The following is a 20,063-nucleotide window of genomic DNA, read 5'->3' on the forward strand; positions in this document are numbered from 1 at the left end:
CCAGCACATCGGAGGTCGCCTAGAGCCCGGATCAGCTAGGTCCGGTCGGCAGCAGGTCGGTGCCGTCGGGGGCACATGCCCAAGACCCTCGCCACCGCGACGGTGGACCGGCTGCTGCACCACGCCCACCTCGTCCTGACCAAAGGCGACTCGCACCGCCTCGCCGAGGCACCCGCCGGCAACCGGTGATACCGCTGACGACCTAACCCCGCCCCGCCGGCAGAGAACTGGTGGCCGCCAGCCGGGAAATCTGGTGGCCACCAGCCTGGAGACCGCCAGGCCGCCCAACCGGATTTCCCAATGACCGTTGACAGACCGCCTCCCGTTGCTTTATCCGCGGTAGGGGTCAGGCGACGGCCCGCTTGCCACGACACCCGCGTCCACTACCTGCAGGCCCCTCGCGATTCAGTTGCACGATGGTTCGTCGAGGCGGGGCCCCACGCTGAGGGAGACCGGCCCAGGCCAGAACTAGGAGTCGTAGGTAACCAGATGCCGTTGGTCCCGCATGACACCTCGGTGTTACCCGGGGAGGAGCTAGGAAAGTCGACCGGAAAGCCAGCGAAGCGTCGAAAGATGCATAATCACCTGCGTAATTCTCCGGCACGCGGACGGCTACTCCCGAGGCACGAATTCCCGTAGGGTGGGCTCACGCGGGAAACGGGGTTCGTAGCTGGGGCGGGGCGGACATGACTGACTTCGGGAACGACGCTGGCTATCCGCCTGGTTCGAAGCTCGTCGGCTATCGGCTGGACGAGGTAATCGGCCGGGGCGGAATGGCGATTGTCTTCCGCGCATTCGATGAGTCTCTAAACCGGCAGGTCGCGGTGAAGATTCTGGCGCCGGAACTGGCCTTGGACGAGGACTTCAGGCAACGGTTTATCCGGGAATCCCAGCTGGCGGCGCAAGTTGATCATCCGCACATTATCCCGGTCTTCGCCGCCGGCGAGGCGGACGGTGCGCTGTATATCGCGATGCGGTTCGTGCCGGGAGGCAACGTCGGCTCGCTGGTACGCCGGGAGGGGGCGCTGCCCGCCGGGCGGGCGGCGGCGATCATATCCTCGATGGCGGCCGCGCTGGACGCGGCGCACGAGGCCGGCCTCGTGCACCGCGACGTCAAGCCAACCAACATGCTCGTGGACGTGCGGCCCGGCCATCCGGATCACATTTACCTGTCGGACTTCGGTATCGCGAAGAGCGCCTCGACGACCTCGGGCCTGACCCAGACGGGCAGCTTCCTTGGCACGCTCGAGTACTCCGCGCCCGAGCAGATCCAGGGGCACCCGGTCGACGGTCGAGCCGACCAGTACGCACTGGCCTGCTCGGCGAGCATGATCCTGGCCGGCTCGCCGCCGTTCCACCGAGATAGCGACCTGGCGGTACTGCACGCGCAGCTGAGCGAACCGCCGGCACCGCTGGCCGGCCGTGTGCCCGGGATTCCCGCCGCGGTCGACCAAGTGCTGCAGCGCGCGCTGGCCAAGGCGCCCGCTGACCGTTATCCGAGTTGCGGGGAGTTCGCTGCCGCGCTGAGCGCGGCGCTCGGGCTCGGCTCGCCGGAGGCGACTCGGCGCTCTGACCACCCCCGGGGAGCGGCCGACGGCAGCGCGGGGACAATCACCACGCTCCCGCCGGCCGCGCCCTACATCTCCGCCGCCAGGGACTCCGCCGCCGCGAGCGTGCCCCCGCACCGTGCCGTGGAAGGCGGGGCCGCCGGGGGGCGGCGGCACCGCCTTGCCTCCGCGCCGACCGGCGGCCTGGTCATCGCAGTCGTCGTCGCCGCGGCCATCCTCGCGGCGGGCGGCGGCGTGACTGCCGCCATTCTCGCCAGCGGCGGCCAGCGCCCAACGGCATCCGGCAGCCCGAGCGGGACCGCCGGCTCCGGCACGGCGCAAGCCGCCGGAACATCGACCGCGTCCCCCGGCGGGTCGTCGGCCGCGAGCCCCCGGCCGAGCGCCACCGCGAGCCAGAGCCACCTCACCTCCCCCTCGGTCAGCCCGTCCAGCCCCGCAGATCTCTCGCCGACCGGTGCGCCCGGCGGCCAGGTAACCGCGTCGATCGTGCACACCGTGAGCGACGCCGCAGGCGGCCCGGGGCAGGTCAACTCCGTGGCTTTCAGCCCCGTCGGCGACATGATGGTGACTGGCGGCAAGAACGGGGAAGCGTTCCTGTGGTCCCCGCGGACCGGGCAGCTGATCACGCCGCTGCGTCCCGGCGCCGGGACGAAGATCTACTCGGTGACATTCAGCGCGAACGGCGCGCTCGTCGCGGCCGGCGCGAGCAACGGCAGCATCTACCTGTGGTCCGCCGCGACCGGGCAGCTGGTGGACACGGCGACCGATCCGGACGGTGCGGAGATCGACTGGGTCGAGTTCAGCCCGAGCGGATCAACGCTCGCGTCTGCTGGCAGCGGCTACGTCTACCTATGGCATGTCGGCGGCGACGGGCGGACAGCCACGCTGTCTCGCACCCTGGCCGATCCGCTTGGCGTCGCCGTCTGGTCCTTGGCCTTCAGCCCCGACGACCGCACCCTGGCCGCCGGCGACTACCGCAACATTGCCTGCCTGTGGAACCTCAGCACGGGCGCCGCGACTCCGCTCGTGCTGGCCGGGCCAGGCGGGAAGGGTACCGATCAGCCGGTCACCGCGGTCGCGTTCAGCCCCGACGGGTCAACGCTGGCCACCGGCTACCAGGACGGCCAGGTGTACCTGTGGAACATCGCCAGCAAGGCGCTCAAGACAGTGATTTCCGAGCCCCAGACCGTGTGGGGCCTGGCCTGGAGCCGGAGCGGCCTGCTCGCGATCGCCGACAACGACGGCAGCACCTACCTGGTGCACGGCGCATCCGGGCAGCCGGCCGGGACGCTCACTGACCCCGGCACAGGAAGCCAAGGCGTCGGAGCGGTGGCATTCAGCCCGGATGGCGGCTCACTGGTCACCGGCGACACCAACAACCACGCCTACCTGTGGCGGATCGACTGACTGCCCCGCGAGCGGTAAGGCGCGCTTCCCTTGCGGTTACCCGCTGGGCACCGGGGCGCCGGCGGAGACCATGGCGGCACTACCTGTCACGTTCCCGTCCCGGGTCATCACCGCGAGCGCGGTCTTCCGGCCGAGCACGTAGCGGTCGAAGAACGCGACGGTGACCCGAACCACGATCTGCTCGGTCTTGTTCGTCCCCCAGTACGGGCCGGTGTGGTCCGCCCCGAACAGGTCGAGGTAGTACCGGGCGGCGCCGCTGTCGCCTTCGTAGAGCTGCACGCTTGTCCACGGCGGGTTGACGGTGTCGGCGCTGCCCTGGACGAACAGCATCGGCGGCACGGTCCCCGCAAAGTACCGGCCGGGCATGGGCGCCCACTCCGCGCCGGACAGCACCGCCACCGCGGTCAGCCGACGATCTTCGCAGCAGGTGTTGGCGGCCAAGGCGGCCACCGTGTCGCCGCCGTCCGACTGGCCGGCCGCCGCGACCTCCCGCCGGTCGATCAGCCCGCTGACGGCATCACCTGCCCGCTGGCTCAGGGCGAGCAGCCGCGTCAGCGCATAAGACATGTCTCCCGGCTGATTGATCATGTCGTCCTCTGTAGCGGTGGCCACCTTGCAGTCGCTGTGCGGGAAGTTCACCCCCGCGACCACATAGCCGGCGCTGGCCCATGCGCTCAGCAGATCGCCGTACGGGTTAGCGCACTGCTGGAATCCCGGCGCGAACAGGATCAACGGAAGCGGCCAGCGGCCCCGAGCTGACCCGGCCGGGTACCACAGCTGGATGATCAGCGTCCGCGGGCCGAGCGACTCCCCAGACGGCCCCGGGTGCGCCGGCTCGGTGAACGTGAGCTGGAGCCGGCGCACCCGGAACGTGCCCGGCGTGCCAGGCGGAGCGGTCTGGGTCGCCTTCAGGCTGTTCGTGGCAGCGGCACTAGCCGAGGGGGACGGCGCTACCGCAGCACTGCTGCCCTGGGCCGGGCGCACTGTGAGCCTCTGCGCACTCGGGGAGCAGCCCGCAAGCACGAGACAAGCAGCCAGCAAGGCGCCGAGCGCAGCAGTGACGTTCCTACCCCGGTTCTCCGCTGTCCCCGCCACCGTGAGATCCGCCTCCCCGGCTCCTCCTCGCCAGCCAAGCTACCGCAAACGGGTACCATCCGCCTGCTCTCCTGCGGCCGCGGCCCTGTCCCGCGGTAACGGACGGGCCGCCGCGGTAGATCAGCCAGTCCAGCCGACCAGTCTCTTTTCAACGGAGCGTTGCCTGACTTCGTAGGCGCGAGTTTCTGTGGCGATGGTGGATTCAGCGGCGAAATTGAAGACTTCCCCAGCCTGGAAGGCTCCGACTACAGAACCAGGTTAGAGCGTTATGACAGCTTGAGCGGTCGCGCTGGGTCCGGCGAAAACGAGGGTCGTGGTCACTTGTCATCCTCTGGTGCACGACGGGATGCCAGTAAGGGGCTATCCGGTGTTAGCAGATCTGCCGCCTCCACGAGGCCGGCGACGCACAGCTGCAGCCCCTGGGAAACGGCTGGCACGCAGTCGGCACCGGATTCGGCATTGATAGCGCGCCGTTCACCCTCCGCGCCTACAACTCCGCCGGCATGCTGGTCGATACCGTGACTGAGACCTTTACCTGAGCGCAGCCGGCGCCCAGCCATTCGTAAATCAGATCCGCACAGTTGCTTCGCCAGCTCCTTATGATGCGCCGCATGGTCGTCGTGCAATTCGCTAACGTACCGGCGTCGAACATCAGATGTCCGGATAATAGAGGAAATTCAGATCTGGTACGTAGTTCAGGCGGTTTAGGCGCGCAGCCCGAGGGTTTATATCCCGCTGATCGCCTCAATCACGGCGTCCGACAGGGTCAGCGCGCAGGCGGCGTCTATCCAGCCCGCCGGGTAGCCCTTGTCTCATACGGGGTACCGATTTACTGTTGCTGCTTTGCCTTGAAGGAGGGCCCATGAGCTACGCCCGCCAGCTGCTGGACACCTACACGGGCACCGGCATCGTCGACGTCGGCGTGCGGGCCGCCGCCATCGACGCGCTCAGCGACTGTGCCCAGGCCTGCATCGCCGACATCGACGCCGATTTGAGTGAGCACAACGTGACCGACATGGTCGCGTGCATCCGGCTGTGCCTGGACTGCGCCGATGTCTGCACCGCCACCATCGGGGTTACCAGCCGCCAGGCGTGTGGATGCCATGAAATAGCTGCCTGCCTGCCGGGGCGACCCAGCTCAGCTCGCCATCGACCACAGCGGAGACGGGTTCTCGACCTTTTCCCACATGCAGGCTGATCCAGAGCGTGCCGTCGTACGTAGGCAGGGAAGAAAAGCCGAGTTAGCGGAACGGTTGCGTGTTGCACGTTGATGCCGCCAGCACCGCGGTCGTCCACGACGATCAGGACCGGCACCTGCAGCGCCGCTGCCCGCAGCAGGGCAAGCACCGCCTGGGAGACCGACGCCGGCTGCGGCGGCCCAGAAGATGACAAACATGTCATCCGGCTCCGGCAGCCTCCCGGCCGGGAGCGGCCTATGCTGCCGGGTATGCGTGAGGCGGACACCGTGGGAACGGCCGCGCCGGCCCGGCCAGCTCCCGGATCGGCGGGTGCCTCGCGGCGCGGCTGGCTGACATTCTGGGCGAGCCTGGCCGCCATCATCCTGGCCGGGGCGGCAGTCCTGGCGGTCGTCGCCGTCACGCACCCCGGCGGCCCTCAGCTGGCGCGCCCGTCGGGCATCCCGGCCAGCGTGAGCGATGCGCAGATCAACCTGATGGGCCTGTCGCCGGTGCCAGTACGCGTCGCCCCGGGTTTCACGCTTACCGATCAGGACGGACGCGCCCTGTCCCTGTCAGCGCTGCGCGGCAAGGTGGTAGTCCTGGAGTTCATGGACCCGCACTGCACCGACATCTGCCCGATCGTGTCGCAAGAGAACGTCGATGCCTACCGCGATCTCGGCGCTCTGGCCGCCAAGGTCGTGTTCGCCGCGGTCAACGTGAACCAGTACCACGCCGCGGTCGCGGACATGCTGGCCTACTCCCGCGAGCAGCGGCTGATCACGATCCCCGGCTGGCATTTCCTCACCGGGCCGGTCCCGGACCTGCGCAAGGTGTGGGACGGCTACGAAATCGCGGTCCAGGCGCCCAGCCCGGACGCCGACATCGTGCATACCTCCGCTGTGTACTTCATCGACCCGGCCGGACGGGAACGGTTCATCGCCGCCCCCATGGCGGACCACGCATCCTCCGGCGCCTCCTACCTTCCAGCGGGCCAGATCGCCGCCTGGGGACAGGGCATCGCCCAAGTCGCCCGCGCACTAGCCCGCTAAGCGCAGCGGCGCCCGATCGCAGGAATGGCGACTGCCGAGCCTGACCCTGAGGTTTGCGGCTGCCATCCGCAACCGCGTATCGTGTACTAAATTAAATATAACAATCCCGAACGGATTCGGCCGACTGCGCACGCGCCGCCGCGTTGTCTTTGGTATTTCATGGAACTGGTGATGCCTGTGCCCGCAAGGGAGCTGCGGTGACTGCGCAGCAGGAGGCCTGGTTCACCTCGGCCCTGGCGGCGCCGGCCTCCGATGAGTCCGTCGCCGTGGATGGCGCACGGATCTCCTACCGGGCATGGGGGGACCGGGGAATGCCCGGCGCGGTCCTGGTGCACGGTACTGCTGCCCATGCCCGCTGGTGGGACCACATCGCCCCGTTCCTGGAGGCCGACGGCTTGCGCGTGGCGGCCCTGAGCATATCGGGCCACGGGGACAGCGACTGGCGGGACCGGTACAGCTTCGACCAGTGGGCCGCGGAGGTGATGGCGGTCGCGTCTTCCGCCGGAATCTCGGGGCCGCCGTTCGTCATCGGCCACAGCCTCGGCGGCCACATCGCGCTGCACGCGGCCGGCCGCTACGGCGATGCCCTGGCCGGAATAGTGGTCATCGACTCGCCCATGTTCGAGGGACCGCCCCCGCCAGAGGTATCGGCATCCGCACGGGGCATGGGGGCGCAGCGTACCTATGCCAGCCGTGAGGCGATCCTGGACCGGTTCCGCCTGATCCCCGAGCATCCGGTGCTGCCGTACGCCCGCGAGCACGTCGCCGCGTGCTCGGTGGTCCGTCAGGACAACGGTGAGTGGCGGTGGAAGTTCGATCAGGGCCTGTTCACGAGGATGACACCGCGTCCGGTCTCGTCGTCCGGTGCGGAGCGGGGCAAGTGCCGTGCCGCGGTCCTGCGCGCACAGCAAGGGATCATGACCAGGGAAATGTCCAGCCGCCTGCGCGCCCGGCTGGGCCAGGGAGTTCCTGTCGTTGAGGTGCCTGGCGGACACCACGTCCTGCTGGACGAACCGCTCAGCCTGATGACCGCACTGCGCGCGGTGCTTGCCTGCTGGACCGCGGAAGGTAGCGGCTGACTGCTCGATGCTCGAGACCAGCACTGACCTGCAAAGGCGCCCTGACCGGCGCCTGTCTGGGCGTCCCCGGGCCGTTGCGGCGGTCGCTGTCCTATTGAAGACGGTTTTCTGCTGGTTTAGGGTGTGCCGAACGTCGTTCTCCTAAGCCGTTACCAGACGACCCCATCCAGCAGATCGTGAACCCACGCTGTCGGCACGCCGATGTGTCCCCGCGACGACCTCGGGGAGGCCCGGCAATGGCCGAAGAGGAGACTGAAATGTTCAAAGTGACCAAGCCCGCGCTGACACTGTTCGTCGCCGGCGGGATCTGTGCGGCGCTTGCCGCCTGCAGCAGCTCAAACTCGTCAAGCGCCCCCGCCGCGTCCACGACGAGTGCGTCGGCAGCCGCGTCCGCGGCAAGCGCGTCGGCCGCCGCGTCCGCCGCGAGCTCGGCCCCGGCCGCGGACGCGATCCCCGCAGCGGACTGCACCATCATCAAGCAGGTCAGCTCGTCGGCGATCACCACCCTGACGACGATGCAGGCCGAGTCCAAGGCGAAGGCCTCAGCCGACATGACGACCTACCTGTCTCAGCTCGCGGCGGACAAGGCCAAGCTCACCTCGGCCAAGGGCAAGAGCGTGCTGAGCGCCTGGATCGCGGACGTGCAGAAGGCGACGACGCAGAGCACCGCGGATGCGACGACCACCATCACCGGCGGCCTCGGCGCGCTCGCCAGCGCTTGCCCGTGAGGTAGCTCGCCGAACCCGGCGCGATGACGGCAACGGCCTCGCGGGCACATTCCCGCGGGGCCGTTGCCGTCCACGCCGCGGCCGTTGTACGCACGTTGACCTTCTAGCGGGGAATGTGATGGGTATGACCCGAGGACCGCTTGACGGGGTGCTCGTCATCGCGATCGAGCAGGCCGTAGCCGCCCCGCTGGCCACCCGCACCCTGGCCGACCTGGGCGCCCGGGTGATCAAGGTCGAGAACCCAGCAGCAGGCGGAGACTTCGCCCGGCGCTACGACGACGTCGCGAACGGCATGGCCGCGCACTTCGTCTGGCTGAACAGGGGCAAGGAGTCGGTCGCTCTCGATCTCGCCGTTCCGCCCGCCAGGCAGGCACTGCACGCGCTGCTCGACCGTGCCGACGTCCTGGTGTCGAACCTCGGGCCTGGTGCGACCGGCCGTCTCGGGATCGGCCCCGATGACCTGGCCACCCAGCACTCCCGGCTGGTCAGCGTCGAGATCTCCGGCTACGGCAGTGGCGGCCCGCTGTCCGGCAAGCGCGCTTACGACCTGCTCATCCAGGCCGAGGCGGGGGCCTGCGCGGTTACCGGCCGGCCGGGCGAGCCGGCCAAGCCGGGCCCGCCGTACGCCGACATGACCTCGGGCCTGTACGCGGCCATCGCCGTGCTCGGCGCGCTGACCGAGCGCGCGGCCACCGGCCGCGGCAGGCACATCGAGATCAGCATGTTTGACGCCGCCATCGAAATGATGGGCTACCCGCTGACCTGGACCCGCTACGCGGGCACCGACCAGCAGCCTGTGGGCGTCGGATCGCCCGCCGTGGCGCCGTACGGCGCGTACCCCACCGCCGACGGCCGGGTAGCGGTCCTCGGCACCACGAATGACGCCGAGTGGCGACGGCTCGCCACACTGATGCTTGGCCGCGAGGATCTCGCCGCCGATCCCAGCTACGCCCGCAATGACGAGCGGGTGAGCCGTCGTGGCGAACTCGACGCGATCCTTGCGCAGTGGTGCGCGTCCCGCACCCTCGGTGAGGTGCAGGACGCCGCGGACGCGGCGGGCATCGGCAACGCCGTCTACCGGACCCCGACCGAGGTGCTCACCCACCCGCATCTTGCCGCGCGCAACCGGTGGCGCGAGGTGGACATACCGAACGGGTCCGTGCTGCTACCAGAGCCGCCTCTGACTTTCGCCGGGCCGGAGCCGCCGATGGGGGCGGTTCCCGGACTCGGCGAGCACACCGAGGCGGTGCTCGGGGAGCTGGGCATCGACCCGGCGTCGGTGGCGCCGTGACCGGCGGCCTCGCCTACAGCGGTTCGACGCAGCCCAGCACGCGCCCTGATCATCTGGTGCCCCGACCGGTTTACCCGGCAACGGAGGACGACGCCCCGGTTGGGATCACTGTCGGGGGGTTGGCCTGCCTGCCGTCACGGCGAGCAATAAGGGTGTAGCCGCCGACCGTGACCGTGAGCTGGTCTCCGTTCAGCGCGGCAGCCGCGTGAACACCGTTGTCGAAGGCCGAGATTGCGCTCACCGCCAGCAGCACGACCGGGTCCTTACCGGAGTAGCCCATCGCGGTCGTGTAGAGGCTGCTGGTCGCGAAGCCGTCGCCGGCCTGGCGGTAGGTCCCGCTGTGGTAGTTGACAGAGTCGCTGGCGCCGAATCCCCCGTTCGGCGTGAACTGCAGGCCCACCCCGTATCGATCCGGGACAGTCGTTTCCTTCCCGGCCTGATCAATGGCGGTAACCGTCCATTTGTACCCGGCAAATCCGGCTTGCGCGGCCGGCGCCGAATTCGGCGTGCCGCCAGTGACGGTCCCGCATCCGGCCGCTGCCAGCGCCGCGAGCGCGCCACGGCAACGGACACCGGCACAGATTTGAGAATGGGTTTCATTAGCTGTCCTCCGTCTGGCGTTACCTTCCCCTATGACGCGGACGGGTGACGAGCGGTTCCCGCTACTTCGTTTGCTACCGGGTTGTCCGGCTAGTGCGCTGGCCTTCAGGCCGGTGGTGGAAGCGGACGGGGGATGGCCGCCAGGCCCGAGCGTGCTCTAAGCAGGCCGGTACTGCTGCTCGATGTACTGGCGCAGCACCGAGATGGGAGCACCCCCGACCGACCCGGCGAAGTACGACGCTGACCACAGCCGGTTCGCCCGGTAGTAGTGCCGGCGCAAGCCGGGGAACTCCTGCCGCATACGCCGCGAGGACACGCCCTTAAGGGAGTTGACCAGCTTCGACAGCGCGACCTTGGGCGGGAAGTTCACGAGCAGGTGGACGTGATTCGACTCGCCGTTGAACTCCTCAAGCTTCACTTCGAAGTCCGCGCACACGTCCCGCATGACCTCTTCGAGCCGCACAAGGTGCTCGTTCCCGAAGACCTGGTGCCGGTATTTCGTCACGAAGACCAAATGCGCATGAAGGATAAAAATACAGTGTCTGCCAGTGCGGATGTCGTCGTACTCAGCCATGAGACCAACTGCACTGAGGACGTGCAGCTCCGTTACAACTACCGCGCGTACCTGACGCCCGCCGAGCGCTCCGCGGCCGGCCGCGCGCTCGGCTGCGTCCGCGTGGTCTGGAACGACGCGCTGGCGCACCGCAGGGCCGCCCGCGATGCCGGGGAGAAGTACCCCACGGACGCGGAGATGTCCGCCCGGCTCACCGCGTCGAAGGCCACCCCGGAACGCGCGTGGCTGAACGAGGTCTCCTCGGTCGTCTTGCAGCAGTCCCTAGCCGACCTCAGCAAGGCGTACCGGGCCTTCTTCGACTCGCTCAGCGGGAAGCGGAAGGGGCCGAAGGTGGAAGCGCCCCGGTTCAAGTCACGGAAGGACCCGCGGCAGTCGCTGCGGTTCACCGCCAACAGCCGGTTCAGGATCCTCGGCAACGGGCGGCTGCGGCTGCCGAAGATCGGCGACGTCAAGGTGCGGTGGACCCGTGACCTCCCGGCCGCGCCGGCCTCGGTCACGCTGACCCGCGACGAGGCCGGCCGTTACTTCGTCTCGTTCGTCGTCGAGGTCACGCAGGAGCCGCTCCCGGAGACCGGCCGCGAGTGCGGGATCGACCTCGGCCTGAGCCACTTCGCCGTCATGGACGACGGCACCAAGGTCAGCGCCCCGAAGTTTTTCCGCAGGGCGCAGAAGAAGCTCAGGAAGGCGCAGCGGGACCTGTCCCGCAAGCAGAAGGGCAGCAGGAACCGCGAGAAGGCCCGCGTCAGGGTCGCGCGGGCGCACGCTCACGTCGCGGACGCGCGCCGCGACTTCCACCACAAGCTCTCCACGCATGTCATCCGCGAAAACCAAGCGGTGACGGTAGAGGACTTGCCGGTGCGGGACCTGGCGCGGACGCGGCTGGCGAAGTCGGTCCACGACGCGGGCTGGTCCGCGTTCGTGAACATGCTGGAGTACAAGGCGAAGCTTTACGGCCGGGAGTTCCGGAAGACCGGACGGTTCGAGCCCACGTCGCAAGTGTGCAGCGCGTGCGGGGCGAAGGACGGCCCCAAGCCGCTGAGCGTCCGCGAATGGCAGTGCAAGGAATGCGGGACGGTCCATGACCGGGACGTGAACGCAGCGAGGAACATAGCCGCCCTGGGACGCAGGGAGGCTCAAAACGCCCGTGGAGGCCAGGTAAGACCACCGCTAGCGGTGGCACCGGCCCGTGAAGCGGGAAGCCGCAGAAGCGCCGCGTAAAGCGGCGCCGGCTGAATCCGTGCCCTTCAGGGCGCGGAGCGCGTCAATGACCGGGGAAGAAGTCGATCATCGCGGTCGCGGCGGCGTCGTTGGCGGTAAGCGGGGCCAGCCCCCAGGCCGTCTCGATCGTGCGCAGCAGGCTGTAGTGGTTGTACGGGACCTGCGACTTGAAGCCGGCGGGGACTCCCTGGGCGATGACCAGGGTGGCGACCTCGTTGCCCGGCGAGTCGTCGTTCTCGTCCCAGGTGATCAGCAGGAGTGACCGCCGCTGGGTGAACGCGGCGGAGGACAGCAGCGCGGGCACCGCGGCCGACAGCCAGTTGTCGCCCTGGGCGACGGTGCCGTCGTGCATGTCGTCGATCATGTTCGGGGTGATCCAGCCGTAGGACGGCGTGCTGTCGAGAGCGGACAGGTCCTTGGCGAGCTGGGTGTAGGGCACAACGTTGGCGAACTGCACGGGGTCGGTCCTGATGTTGTCGTAGTAGACGAACGGGTCGTGCTTTTGCATGTAGGGGTAGGCATCGCCGACGAAGGCGGGCGACGGCATCGACTCCATGTAGGCCCGCCAGGGGCGGCCCGACGCGCCCACGCGGTCGACGGCGATGTTCGGCGCGTTCTGGAAGCAGCCGGTGCAGTCCGTGCTCAGGCCGAACGTGGCCCCGCCGGTGAGCGCCAGGTAGTTGGGCAGGCTCGGGTGCGAGACCGCCGTATAGTTCGCGGCCAGGCCATAGCTGGCGGCGAGTTCGTTGATGAACGGAGCGTCAGCGCTGCCGATGATCTGGCTCGCCGAATGGTTTTCCATGACGATGACGAAGATGTGGTCGAACGCGGGAACCGTGGGCACGGCTGTAGCTTAGGGCGCGGGCGCAGTCGCGGTCAGGCGGGGCTTGCTCCCCGGCCGATGATGCCGCGCTCGGTCAGCAGGGTGACCACGAGGTCTGCTTCCTGCCGCAGCGTCGCGATGGTCTCGCGCTCGACGGCCTCGCCGTCACCCGCCTTCATGGCCTTCATGATCTCTCGCAGGTGGCGCTTGTGGGTCTTGATGGCGGCAGGGACTTCCACGAAGAAGTCGCCGGGAATGATGCTGACCGCCATCAGCCGTACGGTCGCGCTGACCCGCCGGGATGCCGCCATACTCACGATCCGGCGCAGGAAGTCCCGGTTGAGCTTGCTGAACTCCTGGGGGCCGGCAGCCGCCTGCAGCTGGCGGTGCACCGCCGCGAGCGCGTTGATCTGCTCAGGCGTCGAGCGCTCCGCGGCCCGGCGCGCGCCGAAGCCGTACACGCGCCCAAGCAATTCGTAGTGGTCGCGCGTGGAATTCTCGTCCAGGCCGACCACGTACGCCCCGCGGTGCGGCTGCATCATTATCCAGCCCTCGCGGTCGAGTGCGATGACCGCCTCGCGTACGGGGACGCGGCTGACGCCCAGCTGAGCGGCGATCTCGTCCTGGGGTACCCGCTCGCCGACGGTGAGATTGCCTTCGAAGATCTGCCGGCGGATGTAGTCGGTGACCTGCTGGGTGCTCGTCGGGCGGAACAGCCCGCGAGGGGCGGCGTCGGCGTCCGCGAAGGGGTCTGGCAAAGCTGCGGCGTGGCGCACGATCCCAATCTCCAGGGCTATTAACAGCGAGTCACGATAATGGCATCACATCCATGTACCTTATCTGAAACAAAATATATGACGTGAGGTTGCGTTACTGGACCCGGTAGTCCTCCAGGATGCGCCGTCCGATGATCATCTTCTGGATGTCGGAGGTGCCCTCGCCGATCAGCAGCATGGGAGCCTCCCGGTAGAGGCGCTCGATCTCGTACTCCTTGGAGAACCCGTAGCCGCCGTGGATGCGGAATGAGTCCTCCACCACCTCACGGCAGTACTCCGCGGCGAGGTATTTGGCCATGCCGGCTTCCAGGTCGTTGCGCTGGCCGGAGTCCTTCTTCCGTGCCGCCATGATCATCATCTGGTGCGCCGCTTCGACCTTGGTGGCCATCTCCGCCAGGCGGAACTGCACCGCCTGGTGCTGGGCGATCGGCTTGCCGAAGCTCGCGCGCTGCTGCGCGTAGCGTACGCCGAGCTCGAAGGCGCGCAGCGCGACGCCGCAGCCGCGGGCGGCCACGTTGACCCGGCCGACCTCGACCCCGTCCATCATCTGGTAGAAGCCGCGGCCCGGTGTCCCGCCCAGGATCTGCTCCGCTGACGTGCGGTAGCCGGTGAAGATGAGCTCGGTCGTGTCGACTCCCTTGTAGCCCATCTTCTCGATCTTGCCCGGGATGGTCAGGCCGGGTTCCACCGCGCCGTAACCCTGCTTCTTCTCCACCAGGAACGTGGTCATGTTCCGGTACACGGACTCCGCGCCCTCGTCGGTCTTGACGAGCACGGCGACCAGCGTGGCGGTACCGCCGTTGGTCAGCCACATCTTCTGCCCGTCGATGACGTAGCCGTCCCGGTCACCAGCACTGGCGCGGACCGCCCTGGTCTTGATCGCGGACACGTCAGAGCCGCAGTCGGGTTCCGACATGGAGAAGGCGCCGCGCAGTTCGCCCGCCGCCATGCGCGGCAGGTACCGCCGCTTCTGCTCTTCCGTGCCGTGCTGAAGCAGCATGTAGGCGACGATGAAGTGCGTATTGATGATGCCGGAGATGCTCATCCAGCCGCGGGATATCTCCTCCACGGCCAGCGCGTACGTCAGCAGCGACTCGCCGAGGCCGCCGTATTCCTCGGGGATGGTCAGGCCGAACAGTCCCATCTCGCACATGCTGTCGACGATCTTCTGCGGGTACACGTCGTCGTGCTCAAGCTGCTGGGCGTTCGGGATGATCTCCCGGTCCACGAACTCACGGACGGCATCGATGATCTGCCGCTGGACCTCGCTGAGTCCCTCTGTCTGTGCCAACCGGCCCACGTTCCGACCTCGCTATCGCCGTGACGGCGAGGCGGTAGCGACCACCCCGCGCTCTAGTAGTTCCTTGATCGTGTCGTCGCTGAGGCCGAGATCGGCCCGCAGGATCTCGGCCGTGTCTTCGCCGAGCAGCGGCGCGCGGACCGGGGCCCTCATCCCGGCGTTGATGGGGGAGGCGGGCGCGTGGTAGGGACCGATGCCCGGCTGGTCGATGATGCCCATCAGGGGATTGGCGCGCACGTCATCGCTTTCCGCCAGGTCGCGGAAGCTCCGGTAGACCGACCACAAGGTGGAGGCAGGCGCGAGGGCCTCGCGGACCTGATCCAGGTCGCGGTCGCCGAACCAGCGCTGCAGCAGGCCTGCCAGCGAATCACGGTAGGCGAACCGGTCCTGCTCGGCGGAGAAGTCGACGCCGAGCGCCTGTTCAAGCGCGGATACCGGTCCGCGCATTCCGGTGGCGGCCACCAGGTCCGTCCAGTGCCGCGCAGTCAGGGCTACCACCATGACCCGTTGGCCGTCGCGGGTGGCGAAGTCACGTGCGAAGGAACCGTACAGGTGGTTGCCGACCTTCGGCCGGCTGGCGCCGTTGACTTCCGCCTCGGCCAGGAAACCCAGGTTCCCGGCGGTCGCTAGCGCGACGTCGTCGAGCGCCACGCTGATCCGCTGCCCCGTCCCGGTCAGCCGGCGCTGCCGCTCCGCGCCCAGGATGGCGATCGCCGCGTAGAGCCCGCATGCGACGTCCCAGGCGGGCAGCACGTGGTTGACCGGGCCTGCATGCTCCTCCGGCCCGGTCACCAGGGGGAATCCCGTGCTGGCGTTCACCGTGTAGTCCACGGCGGGCCGGCCGTCATGGAGGCCGTCGATCCGCACGTGGATCAGGTCCGGCCTGGCCTGCGACAGCGCCTCGTAACTCAGCCAGGGCCGGTCGGCGTTGGTCAGCACGATCCCGCCGCCCGGTCCTGACGCCGCGATCAGCCGCGTGATCAGGTCCCTGCCCTCGGCGGAACGGAAGTCGGTGACGAGGGAGCGCTTGCCCTTGTTCAGCCCGGTCCAGTAGAGACTGGTGCCCGAGGCGGCCACCGGCCAGCGAGAGTAGTCGGCAGACCCGCCCGGCGGGTCGACCCTGATGACCTCCGCGCCGAGCTGCGCGAGGGTCATTCCCCCCAGCGGTCCCGCGACGAACGTCGCGAGTTCGATGACCCGCAGGCCCGTCAGCGGTTTCCCTGTCGTCGGCAGCCCGTGCGAGCGGACAGTCATCTGATCACGGCTCCTTATATGTACGGCCATATTGTCCTCAGACGTCTTCCCATGTCAATACGTATGCCGCTACCCTGGCGGTACCAGTGGAAAATTTGGCCGTACATTTCAATCGATGGCTAGGAGGCGCGGTGAGTCCGACGGAAACACTGGTCGACGGTCCCTACTTCGAAGACCTCCACGTGGGCCAGCGCTTCGCCGAGAGCCCGGGCCTGACGCTCACCGAAGGGCTGGCAGCGGCCCACCGGGCGATCGTCGGGGGCCGGCTGCCGCTGGTACTTGACGGTGAGCTGTCCCGCAGGGTGCTCGGCGACGGTCACGTGCTCGCGGCTCCCAATCTCGTCTGGGACGTCGCCATCGGCCAGTCAACGATCGCGACGCACACGGTGGTGGCGAACCTGTTCTACCGCGGCGTCGTGTTCCGGCGGGCACCGTGCATCGGGGACACCCTGCGCACCGTCACCGAAGTGGCCGGCCTGCGGCAGAACTCCCGGCGACCCGGACGCCCGGCGACCGGACTTGCGGCGCTCCAGATGAGCGTCACGGATCAGTGCGGACGGCCTGTCCTGGACTTCTGGCGCTGCGCGATGCTGCCGCTGCGCGACGCAGACAGGGAAACCGGCCAGGCCGATGACCTGTCCGCCATCGGCGCCGAGCTGACCGCGCAGGACATGGCGCGGGTCACGGAGAACTGGAACCTTGACGGCTACCGGGCGATGCTGCCCGCGAAGAGTCGGCGGGTCCCGGTGCCAGGGGAGCTGTTCCGCGTTGTCGGCGGGGACGTGGTATCCAGCGCGCCGGAACTGGCACGGCTCACGCTGAACGTGGCCAAGGTGCACCATGACGAAACCAACGCGGCGTCCGGCAGGCTTGTCTACGGCGGCCATACCATCGGGATCGCCCTGCACCAGGCCGTTCGGGCGCTTCCCGGCATGGTCACCGTCGTCGGCTGGCTTGGCTGCGATCACGTCGGGCCGGTGCGCGAAGGTGACACCCTGACGTCTGCGATCGAAGTGGAGCGCACAGACCCGTTGGTGTCTGGGTCGTCGGCGTCCGGCGGCACCCTCGTCTACCTCCGGTCGCGGGTCAGCGCCCGCCGTCGGGACGTGCCGCCGTCCGAAGTGCTGGACTGGCGGTTCGTCGCCCTGTTTGCATAATCGTGCCGGCGCGGACAGAACGGAACGTGGGGCGGATGGCGGGCAGGACCCGACAGCAGGAAAGCAGTTACGCCAGCCTGGCCCGCGAGGTCAGAGAGGAGATCCTGCAAGGCCGCTATGCCGACGGCCGCAGGCTGCCCACCGAGGCGGAGTTCGCCGCCCGCTATCAGGTGAGCAGGCAGACCGTCCGGCGCGCCTTCCAGGACCTGGTGTCCGAGGGCATGGTGTACCGCGTTCCCGGCCGCGGGACGTTCGCGGCCTCGCGTGACGGCACGTACGTCAGGCAGTTCGGCTCGGTCGACGATCTGATGGGCCTGTCCGCGGACACCGAAATGAATATCGTCACGCCCCTGCGGCGCCAGGTGGACGTGGCCGCCGCTGGCCGGCTCCGGCTGTCAAGCGACATCGTGTACGCGGTTGCCTTCTGCCGCTCGCACCGCGGGACCCCGTTTTGCCTCACGGTGGTATCGCTGCCGCCCGAGGCGGGCATGGCCCTGGCCTCGTCCGCGGAGCTGGTCTCCGAGGGGGCCACCAGCGACGTGACGATCATCGGGCTGCTTGATGCCCGGCTGTCCGCCCCCATCGCGGAAGCGGAGCAGAGCATCACGGTGGCGCTCGCCGACGCTAGGTCAGCGGAGGCCCTTGGCTGTCCCACGGGCCACCCGCTGCTGCGGATCGACCGGCTGTACCTGGACACCAGGGGTACCCCGGTCGAACTCGCGGTGAGCCATTTTCTGCCCGAGCTTTACTCGTACCGCACGAACCTGCGCCGCAGCCTCACCTGACATAGCGAACGCCATGGCGATAGCCTGCCTGCCATGAGAGCAGCCTGGATCACGTCCTTGGACGGGCCGGAATCGGTGACCATCCGCGAGACCGCCGAGCCCGCCGCCGATCCGGCGGCGGTGCGGATCGACGTGGCGGCGGCGGGTCTGACCTTCCCTGACGTCCTGCTCACCCGCGGCGAGTATCAGTACAAGCCAGAACTGCCGTTCGTTCCCGGCGCCGAGGTCGCCGGGGTGGTGCGGACTGCCCCCGCGGACAGCGGGTTCGTCCCCGGGCAGCGGGTAGCGGCATTCCCCTCGTTCGGCGGGTTCGCTGAGGTCGTGGACGTCACCCCGGGCATGGTGTTCGCGCTGCCTGACCGGCTTTCCTTCGCCGAGGGATGCGCGCTGCCGATGAACTACCTGACCATGCACTTCGCCCTGACTCGCCGGGCCTCGCTGCGGCCGGGCGAGACCGTCCTCGTGCACGGCGCCGCGGGCGGCATCGGCACCGCGGCCCTGCAACTGCTGCGCGCGTACGGTGCCAGGTCCATCGCGGTTGTGTCCAGCGCGGAGAAGGCGGCGGTAGCCAAGGCCGCGGGCGCGGACGATGTGGTCACGGCGGACGGCTTTCGCGAGCAGGTCGCCGCGCTCAGCGGCGGCGCGGGCGTGGACATGGTGGTCGACCCGGTGGGCGGTGAGCGCTTCACCGACTCCCTGCGGTCTCTCGCCCCCGGCGGCAGGCTGCTGGTCATCGGCTTCGCCAGCGGCGAGATCCCGCAGGTGCGGGTCAACCGCCTGCTACTCAACAACATCGACGTAGTGGGCGTCGCCTGGGGTGCCTACGTCAGCAAGCAGCCGCAGTACCCGCGCGAGCAATGGCTCGAGCTACTGCCGCTACTGGAAGCAGGCCAGCTCATTCCGCCCGTGGGAACGGTCTACCCGCTGACCGACGCGCCGCTCGCCCTGGCCGACATGGCGGAGCGCCGGACGATGGGTCGTTCCGTGCTGCGGCTCGCCGACTGGTGATGGATTCCAGTCATGCAGGCAGAACAGCCACGAGCAGACGACGTGCGGCCGCGGGCGCAGGGGCGCCGTTACACGGCAGTTCGCCGAGCAGCGCCGGTTTCTCGCCGAGGCGCTCGCCATGCGCATAGAAGCGCAGGCGAAGCGGGTCACCAGCTGAGGCGCAGCAGCGGCTGCGGGTTATCCGCGCTTTCTCACCCGCGGCACCGAACGGGTGCGTGCCGCGCCTACCGGCGGCAGCGTGAGCCCGGGTACCACGCGGTTGCGCACCGTGCCGATCCCTTCGACGATCAGCTCGACGAGGTCGCCCGGGCGCAGCGCCGGCGGTTCTGTCTGCCCCCGGCGGCCCCACAGTTCGGCCAGGCAGCCGCCGTTGCCGCAGGTGCCGGAGCCGAGCACGTCGCCCGCCCGCACCTCGGTGCCGCGTGAGGCATAGGCGATGAGCTCTTCGAACGGCCAGCCCATGTTGGACAGCAGGTCCTGCCCGACCAACTCGCCGTTGACGAACGCGCGCAGGTCGAGGGCCAGGAACCCGTCGTCGTCGCGGTAGGGCTCGAGCTCGTCCGCGGTCACTAGCCAGGGCCCGAGGGTGGTGGCGAAGTCCTTGCCCTTGGCCGGGCCGAGCATCACCTTCATCTCGCGGCGCTGCAGGTCCCGGGCCGACCAGTCGTTGAGCACGGTGTAGCCGAAGATCTGCTCGCGCGCCTGCTCCGGCGACAGCGAGCTGCCGTCGCGCCCGACCACCACGGCGACCTCGAGTTCGAAGTCGAGCAGTTCGCACCCGGGCGGGACCGGCACGTCGTCGGCCGCCCCGATCAGCGCGTACGGATTGGTGAAGTAGAACGTGGGCGCCTCGTACCACTCCGGCACCACACCTCCGGCGATGCCCTCCACGTGCTCCTCGAAGGCGACGAAGTCGCGGATCGTCGGCGGGGCGAGCGGCGGCAGCAGCCGGACCGCGTCCAGCGGCACGGCCGGCTCGCCGAGCGCACGCGTGCCGGCCGCCAAGGCGGCCGGCAGCCCGGCTCGGACCAGGTCAAGCACGCTCTCGTTCGGTGAAAGGGGGTGTACTCCCGCGTCGCTGACCACGCCGGCCCGCGTCAAACCGCCGCCGTGGCTGTAACTGGCAAATCGCATGAGATCCTCCGTGGGCCTGGTCGAGAACCGGGCTTCCGC

The 20,063-nt window shown here is 68.8% G+C and carries 19 protein-coding genes; 11 read left to right on the forward strand and 8 right to left on the reverse strand.

The window, feature by feature from the left end:
* Window positions 1–75 precede the first annotated feature (75 nt).
* Both EAS64_RS45040 and EAS64_RS45045 read left to right on the forward strand, forming a co-directional pair.
* Window positions 76–189: an ATP-binding protein gene (locus tag EAS64_RS45040; protein ID WP_281283322.1), complete on the forward strand. Its 114-nt coding sequence runs from the start codon at window positions 76–78 to the stop codon at window positions 187–189.
* Between the two features lie 497 nt (window positions 190–686).
* Window positions 687–2,975 (forward strand): WD40 repeat domain-containing serine/threonine protein kinase, encoded by a 2,289-nt coding sequence (locus EAS64_RS45045; protein ID WP_222849610.1) that lies wholly within the window; start codon window positions 687–689, stop codon window positions 2,973–2,975.
* Between the two features lie 36 nt (window positions 2,976–3,011).
* Here EAS64_RS45045 and EAS64_RS25980 read toward each other — a convergent pair whose 3' ends face one another.
* Window positions 3,012–3,959, reverse strand: a complete 948-nt coding sequence (locus EAS64_RS25980) for an alpha/beta hydrolase family protein (protein WP_145857115.1) — start codon at window positions 3,957–3,959, stop codon at window positions 3,012–3,014.
* Between the two features lie 973 nt (window positions 3,960–4,932).
* Here EAS64_RS25980 and EAS64_RS25985 point away from each other — a divergent pair.
* From EAS64_RS25985 to EAS64_RS26005, 5 genes are all read left to right on the forward strand, one after another.
* Window positions 4,933–5,268 carry a four-helix bundle copper-binding protein gene (locus EAS64_RS25985; protein WP_145857117.1) on the forward strand — a complete coding sequence of 112 codons (336 nt, stop codon included), beginning with the start codon at window positions 4,933–4,935 and terminating at the stop codon, window positions 5,266–5,268.
* Window positions 5,269–5,517: 249 nt separating this feature from the next.
* Window positions 5,518–6,297 carry an SCO family protein gene (locus tag EAS64_RS25990; protein ID WP_187366183.1) on the forward strand — a complete coding sequence of 260 codons (780 nt, stop codon included), beginning with the start codon at window positions 5,518–5,520 and terminating at the stop codon, window positions 6,295–6,297.
* Window positions 6,298–6,494: 197 nt separating this feature from the next.
* On the forward strand, window positions 6,495–7,376 hold the full coding sequence (locus EAS64_RS25995; protein WP_145857119.1) for an alpha/beta fold hydrolase: 882 nt from the start codon (window positions 6,495–6,497) through the stop codon (window positions 7,374–7,376).
* A gap of 257 nt (window positions 7,377–7,633) precedes the next feature.
* Entirely contained in the window at window positions 7,634–8,104 is a 471-nt protein-coding gene (locus EAS64_RS26000) for a hypothetical protein (RefSeq protein WP_145857120.1), read from the forward strand.
* Window positions 8,105–8,228: 124 nt separating this feature from the next.
* Entirely contained in the window at window positions 8,229–9,395 is a 1,167-nt protein-coding gene (locus tag EAS64_RS26005; protein WP_145857121.1) for a CaiB/BaiF CoA transferase family protein, read from the forward strand.
* Between the two features lie 70 nt (window positions 9,396–9,465).
* Here the strand turns inward: EAS64_RS26005 and EAS64_RS46145 are convergent, their stop codons facing one another.
* Together EAS64_RS46145 and tnpA are read right to left on the reverse strand one after the other, a co-directional pair.
* Entirely contained in the window at window positions 9,466–9,795 is a 330-nt protein-coding gene (locus EAS64_RS46145) for a hypothetical protein (protein WP_342782078.1), read from the reverse strand.
* A gap of 357 nt (window positions 9,796–10,152) precedes the next feature.
* Window positions 10,153–10,569 (reverse strand): IS200/IS605 family transposase, encoded by a 417-nt coding sequence (gene tnpA / locus EAS64_RS26015; protein WP_145857123.1) that lies wholly within the window; start codon window positions 10,567–10,569, stop codon window positions 10,153–10,155.
* On the opposite strand from tnpA, the gene EAS64_RS26020 reads away from it, so the two are divergent.
* Window positions 10,534–11,787: an RNA-guided endonuclease InsQ/TnpB family protein gene (locus tag EAS64_RS26020; RefSeq protein WP_500691523.1), complete on the forward strand. Its 1,254-nt coding sequence runs from the start codon at window positions 10,534–10,536 to the stop codon at window positions 11,785–11,787. The genes tnpA and EAS64_RS26020 overlap by 36 nt on opposite strands.
* A 43-nt stretch (window positions 11,788–11,830) precedes the next feature.
* Here EAS64_RS26020 and EAS64_RS26025 read toward each other — a convergent pair whose 3' ends face one another.
* The 4 genes from EAS64_RS26025 to EAS64_RS26040 all read right to left on the reverse strand — a co-directional run bounded on the left by EAS64_RS26025 (window position 11,831) and on the right by EAS64_RS26040 (window position 15,940).
* A complete protein-coding gene (locus EAS64_RS26025) occupies window positions 11,831–12,631 on the reverse strand; it encodes an alkaline phosphatase family protein (protein ID WP_145857124.1) in 801 nt (266 codons plus the stop codon).
* A 32-nt stretch (window positions 12,632–12,663) separates the two neighbouring features.
* A complete protein-coding gene (locus EAS64_RS26030; RefSeq protein WP_222849611.1) occupies window positions 12,664–13,386 on the reverse strand; it encodes a GntR family transcriptional regulator in 723 nt (240 codons plus the stop codon).
* Between the two features lie 94 nt (window positions 13,387–13,480).
* Window positions 13,481–14,686: an acyl-CoA dehydrogenase family protein gene (locus EAS64_RS26035; RefSeq protein WP_145857125.1), complete on the reverse strand. Its 1,206-nt coding sequence runs from the start codon at window positions 14,684–14,686 to the stop codon at window positions 13,481–13,483.
* Between the two features lie 12 nt (window positions 14,687–14,698).
* Window positions 14,699–15,940, reverse strand: coding sequence for a CoA transferase (locus EAS64_RS26040; RefSeq protein ID WP_145857126.1), 1,242 nt, complete (start codon window positions 15,938–15,940; stop codon window positions 14,699–14,701).
* A 131-nt stretch (window positions 15,941–16,071) separates the two neighbouring features.
* On the opposite strand from EAS64_RS26040, the gene EAS64_RS26045 reads away from it, so the two are divergent.
* From EAS64_RS26045 to EAS64_RS26055, 3 genes are read left to right on the forward strand one after another with little or no spacing between them, the layout of a single operon-like run.
* The gene (locus EAS64_RS26045) at window positions 16,072–17,097 is read left to right on the forward strand and encodes a MaoC family dehydratase (protein ID WP_145857128.1); all 1,026 of its coding nucleotides are present in this window, start codon (window positions 16,072–16,074) and stop codon (window positions 17,095–17,097) included.
* Between the two features lie 35 nt (window positions 17,098–17,132).
* Window positions 17,133–17,882 (forward strand): GntR family transcriptional regulator, encoded by a 750-nt coding sequence (locus EAS64_RS26050; RefSeq protein WP_145857130.1) that lies wholly within the window; start codon window positions 17,133–17,135, stop codon window positions 17,880–17,882.
* A gap of 33 nt (window positions 17,883–17,915) precedes the next feature.
* A complete protein-coding gene (locus EAS64_RS26055; protein ID WP_145857133.1) occupies window positions 17,916–18,890 on the forward strand; it encodes an NADPH:quinone oxidoreductase family protein in 975 nt (324 codons plus the stop codon).
* Between the two features lie 177 nt (window positions 18,891–19,067).
* Here EAS64_RS26055 and EAS64_RS26060 read toward each other — a convergent pair whose 3' ends face one another.
* The gene (locus EAS64_RS26060; protein WP_145857135.1) at window positions 19,068–20,024 is read right to left on the reverse strand and encodes a fumarylacetoacetate hydrolase family protein; all 957 of its coding nucleotides are present in this window, start codon (window positions 20,022–20,024) and stop codon (window positions 19,068–19,070) included.
* Window positions 20,025–20,063 lie beyond the last annotated feature (39 nt).

Source organism: Trebonia kvetii (genome assembly GCF_007827045.1).
In the GTDB taxonomy this organism is placed as follows: Bacteria; Actinomycetota; Actinomycetes; order Streptosporangiales; family Streptosporangiaceae; genus Trebonia; species Trebonia kvetii.

Coding starts and splice junctions, on each gene's coding strand:
- tnpA (WP_145857123.1), bottom strand. CDS start 10,569: ATGGCTGAGTACGACGACATCCGCACTGGCAGACACTGTATTTTTATC.
- EAS64_RS26050 (WP_145857130.1), top strand. CDS start 17,133: ATGGCGGGCAGGACCCGACAGCAGGAAAGCAGTTACGCCAGCCTGGCC.
- EAS64_RS26005 (WP_145857121.1), top strand. CDS start 8,229: ATGACCCGAGGACCGCTTGACGGGGTGCTCGTCATCGCGATCGAGCAG.
- EAS64_RS25985 (WP_145857117.1), top strand. CDS start 4,933: ATGAGCTACGCCCGCCAGCTGCTGGACACCTACACGGGCACCGGCATC.
- EAS64_RS26000 (WP_145857120.1), top strand. CDS start 7,634: ATGTTCAAAGTGACCAAGCCCGCGCTGACACTGTTCGTCGCCGGCGGG.
- EAS64_RS26055 (WP_145857133.1), top strand. CDS start 17,916: ATGAGAGCAGCCTGGATCACGTCCTTGGACGGGCCGGAATCGGTGACC.
- EAS64_RS45040 (WP_281283322.1), top strand. CDS start 76: ATGCCCAAGACCCTCGCCACCGCGACGGTGGACCGGCTGCTGCACCAC.
- EAS64_RS25990 (WP_187366183.1), top strand. CDS start 5,518: ATGCGTGAGGCGGACACCGTGGGAACGGCCGCGCCGGCCCGGCCAGCT.
- EAS64_RS26040 (WP_145857126.1), bottom strand. CDS start 15,940: ATGACTGTCCGCTCGCACGGGCTGCCGACGACAGGGAAACCGCTGACG.
- EAS64_RS26060 (WP_145857135.1), bottom strand. CDS start 20,024: ATGCGATTTGCCAGTTACAGCCACGGCGGCGGTTTGACGCGGGCCGGC.
- EAS64_RS45045 (WP_222849610.1), top strand. CDS start 687: ATGACTGACTTCGGGAACGACGCTGGCTATCCGCCTGGTTCGAAGCTC.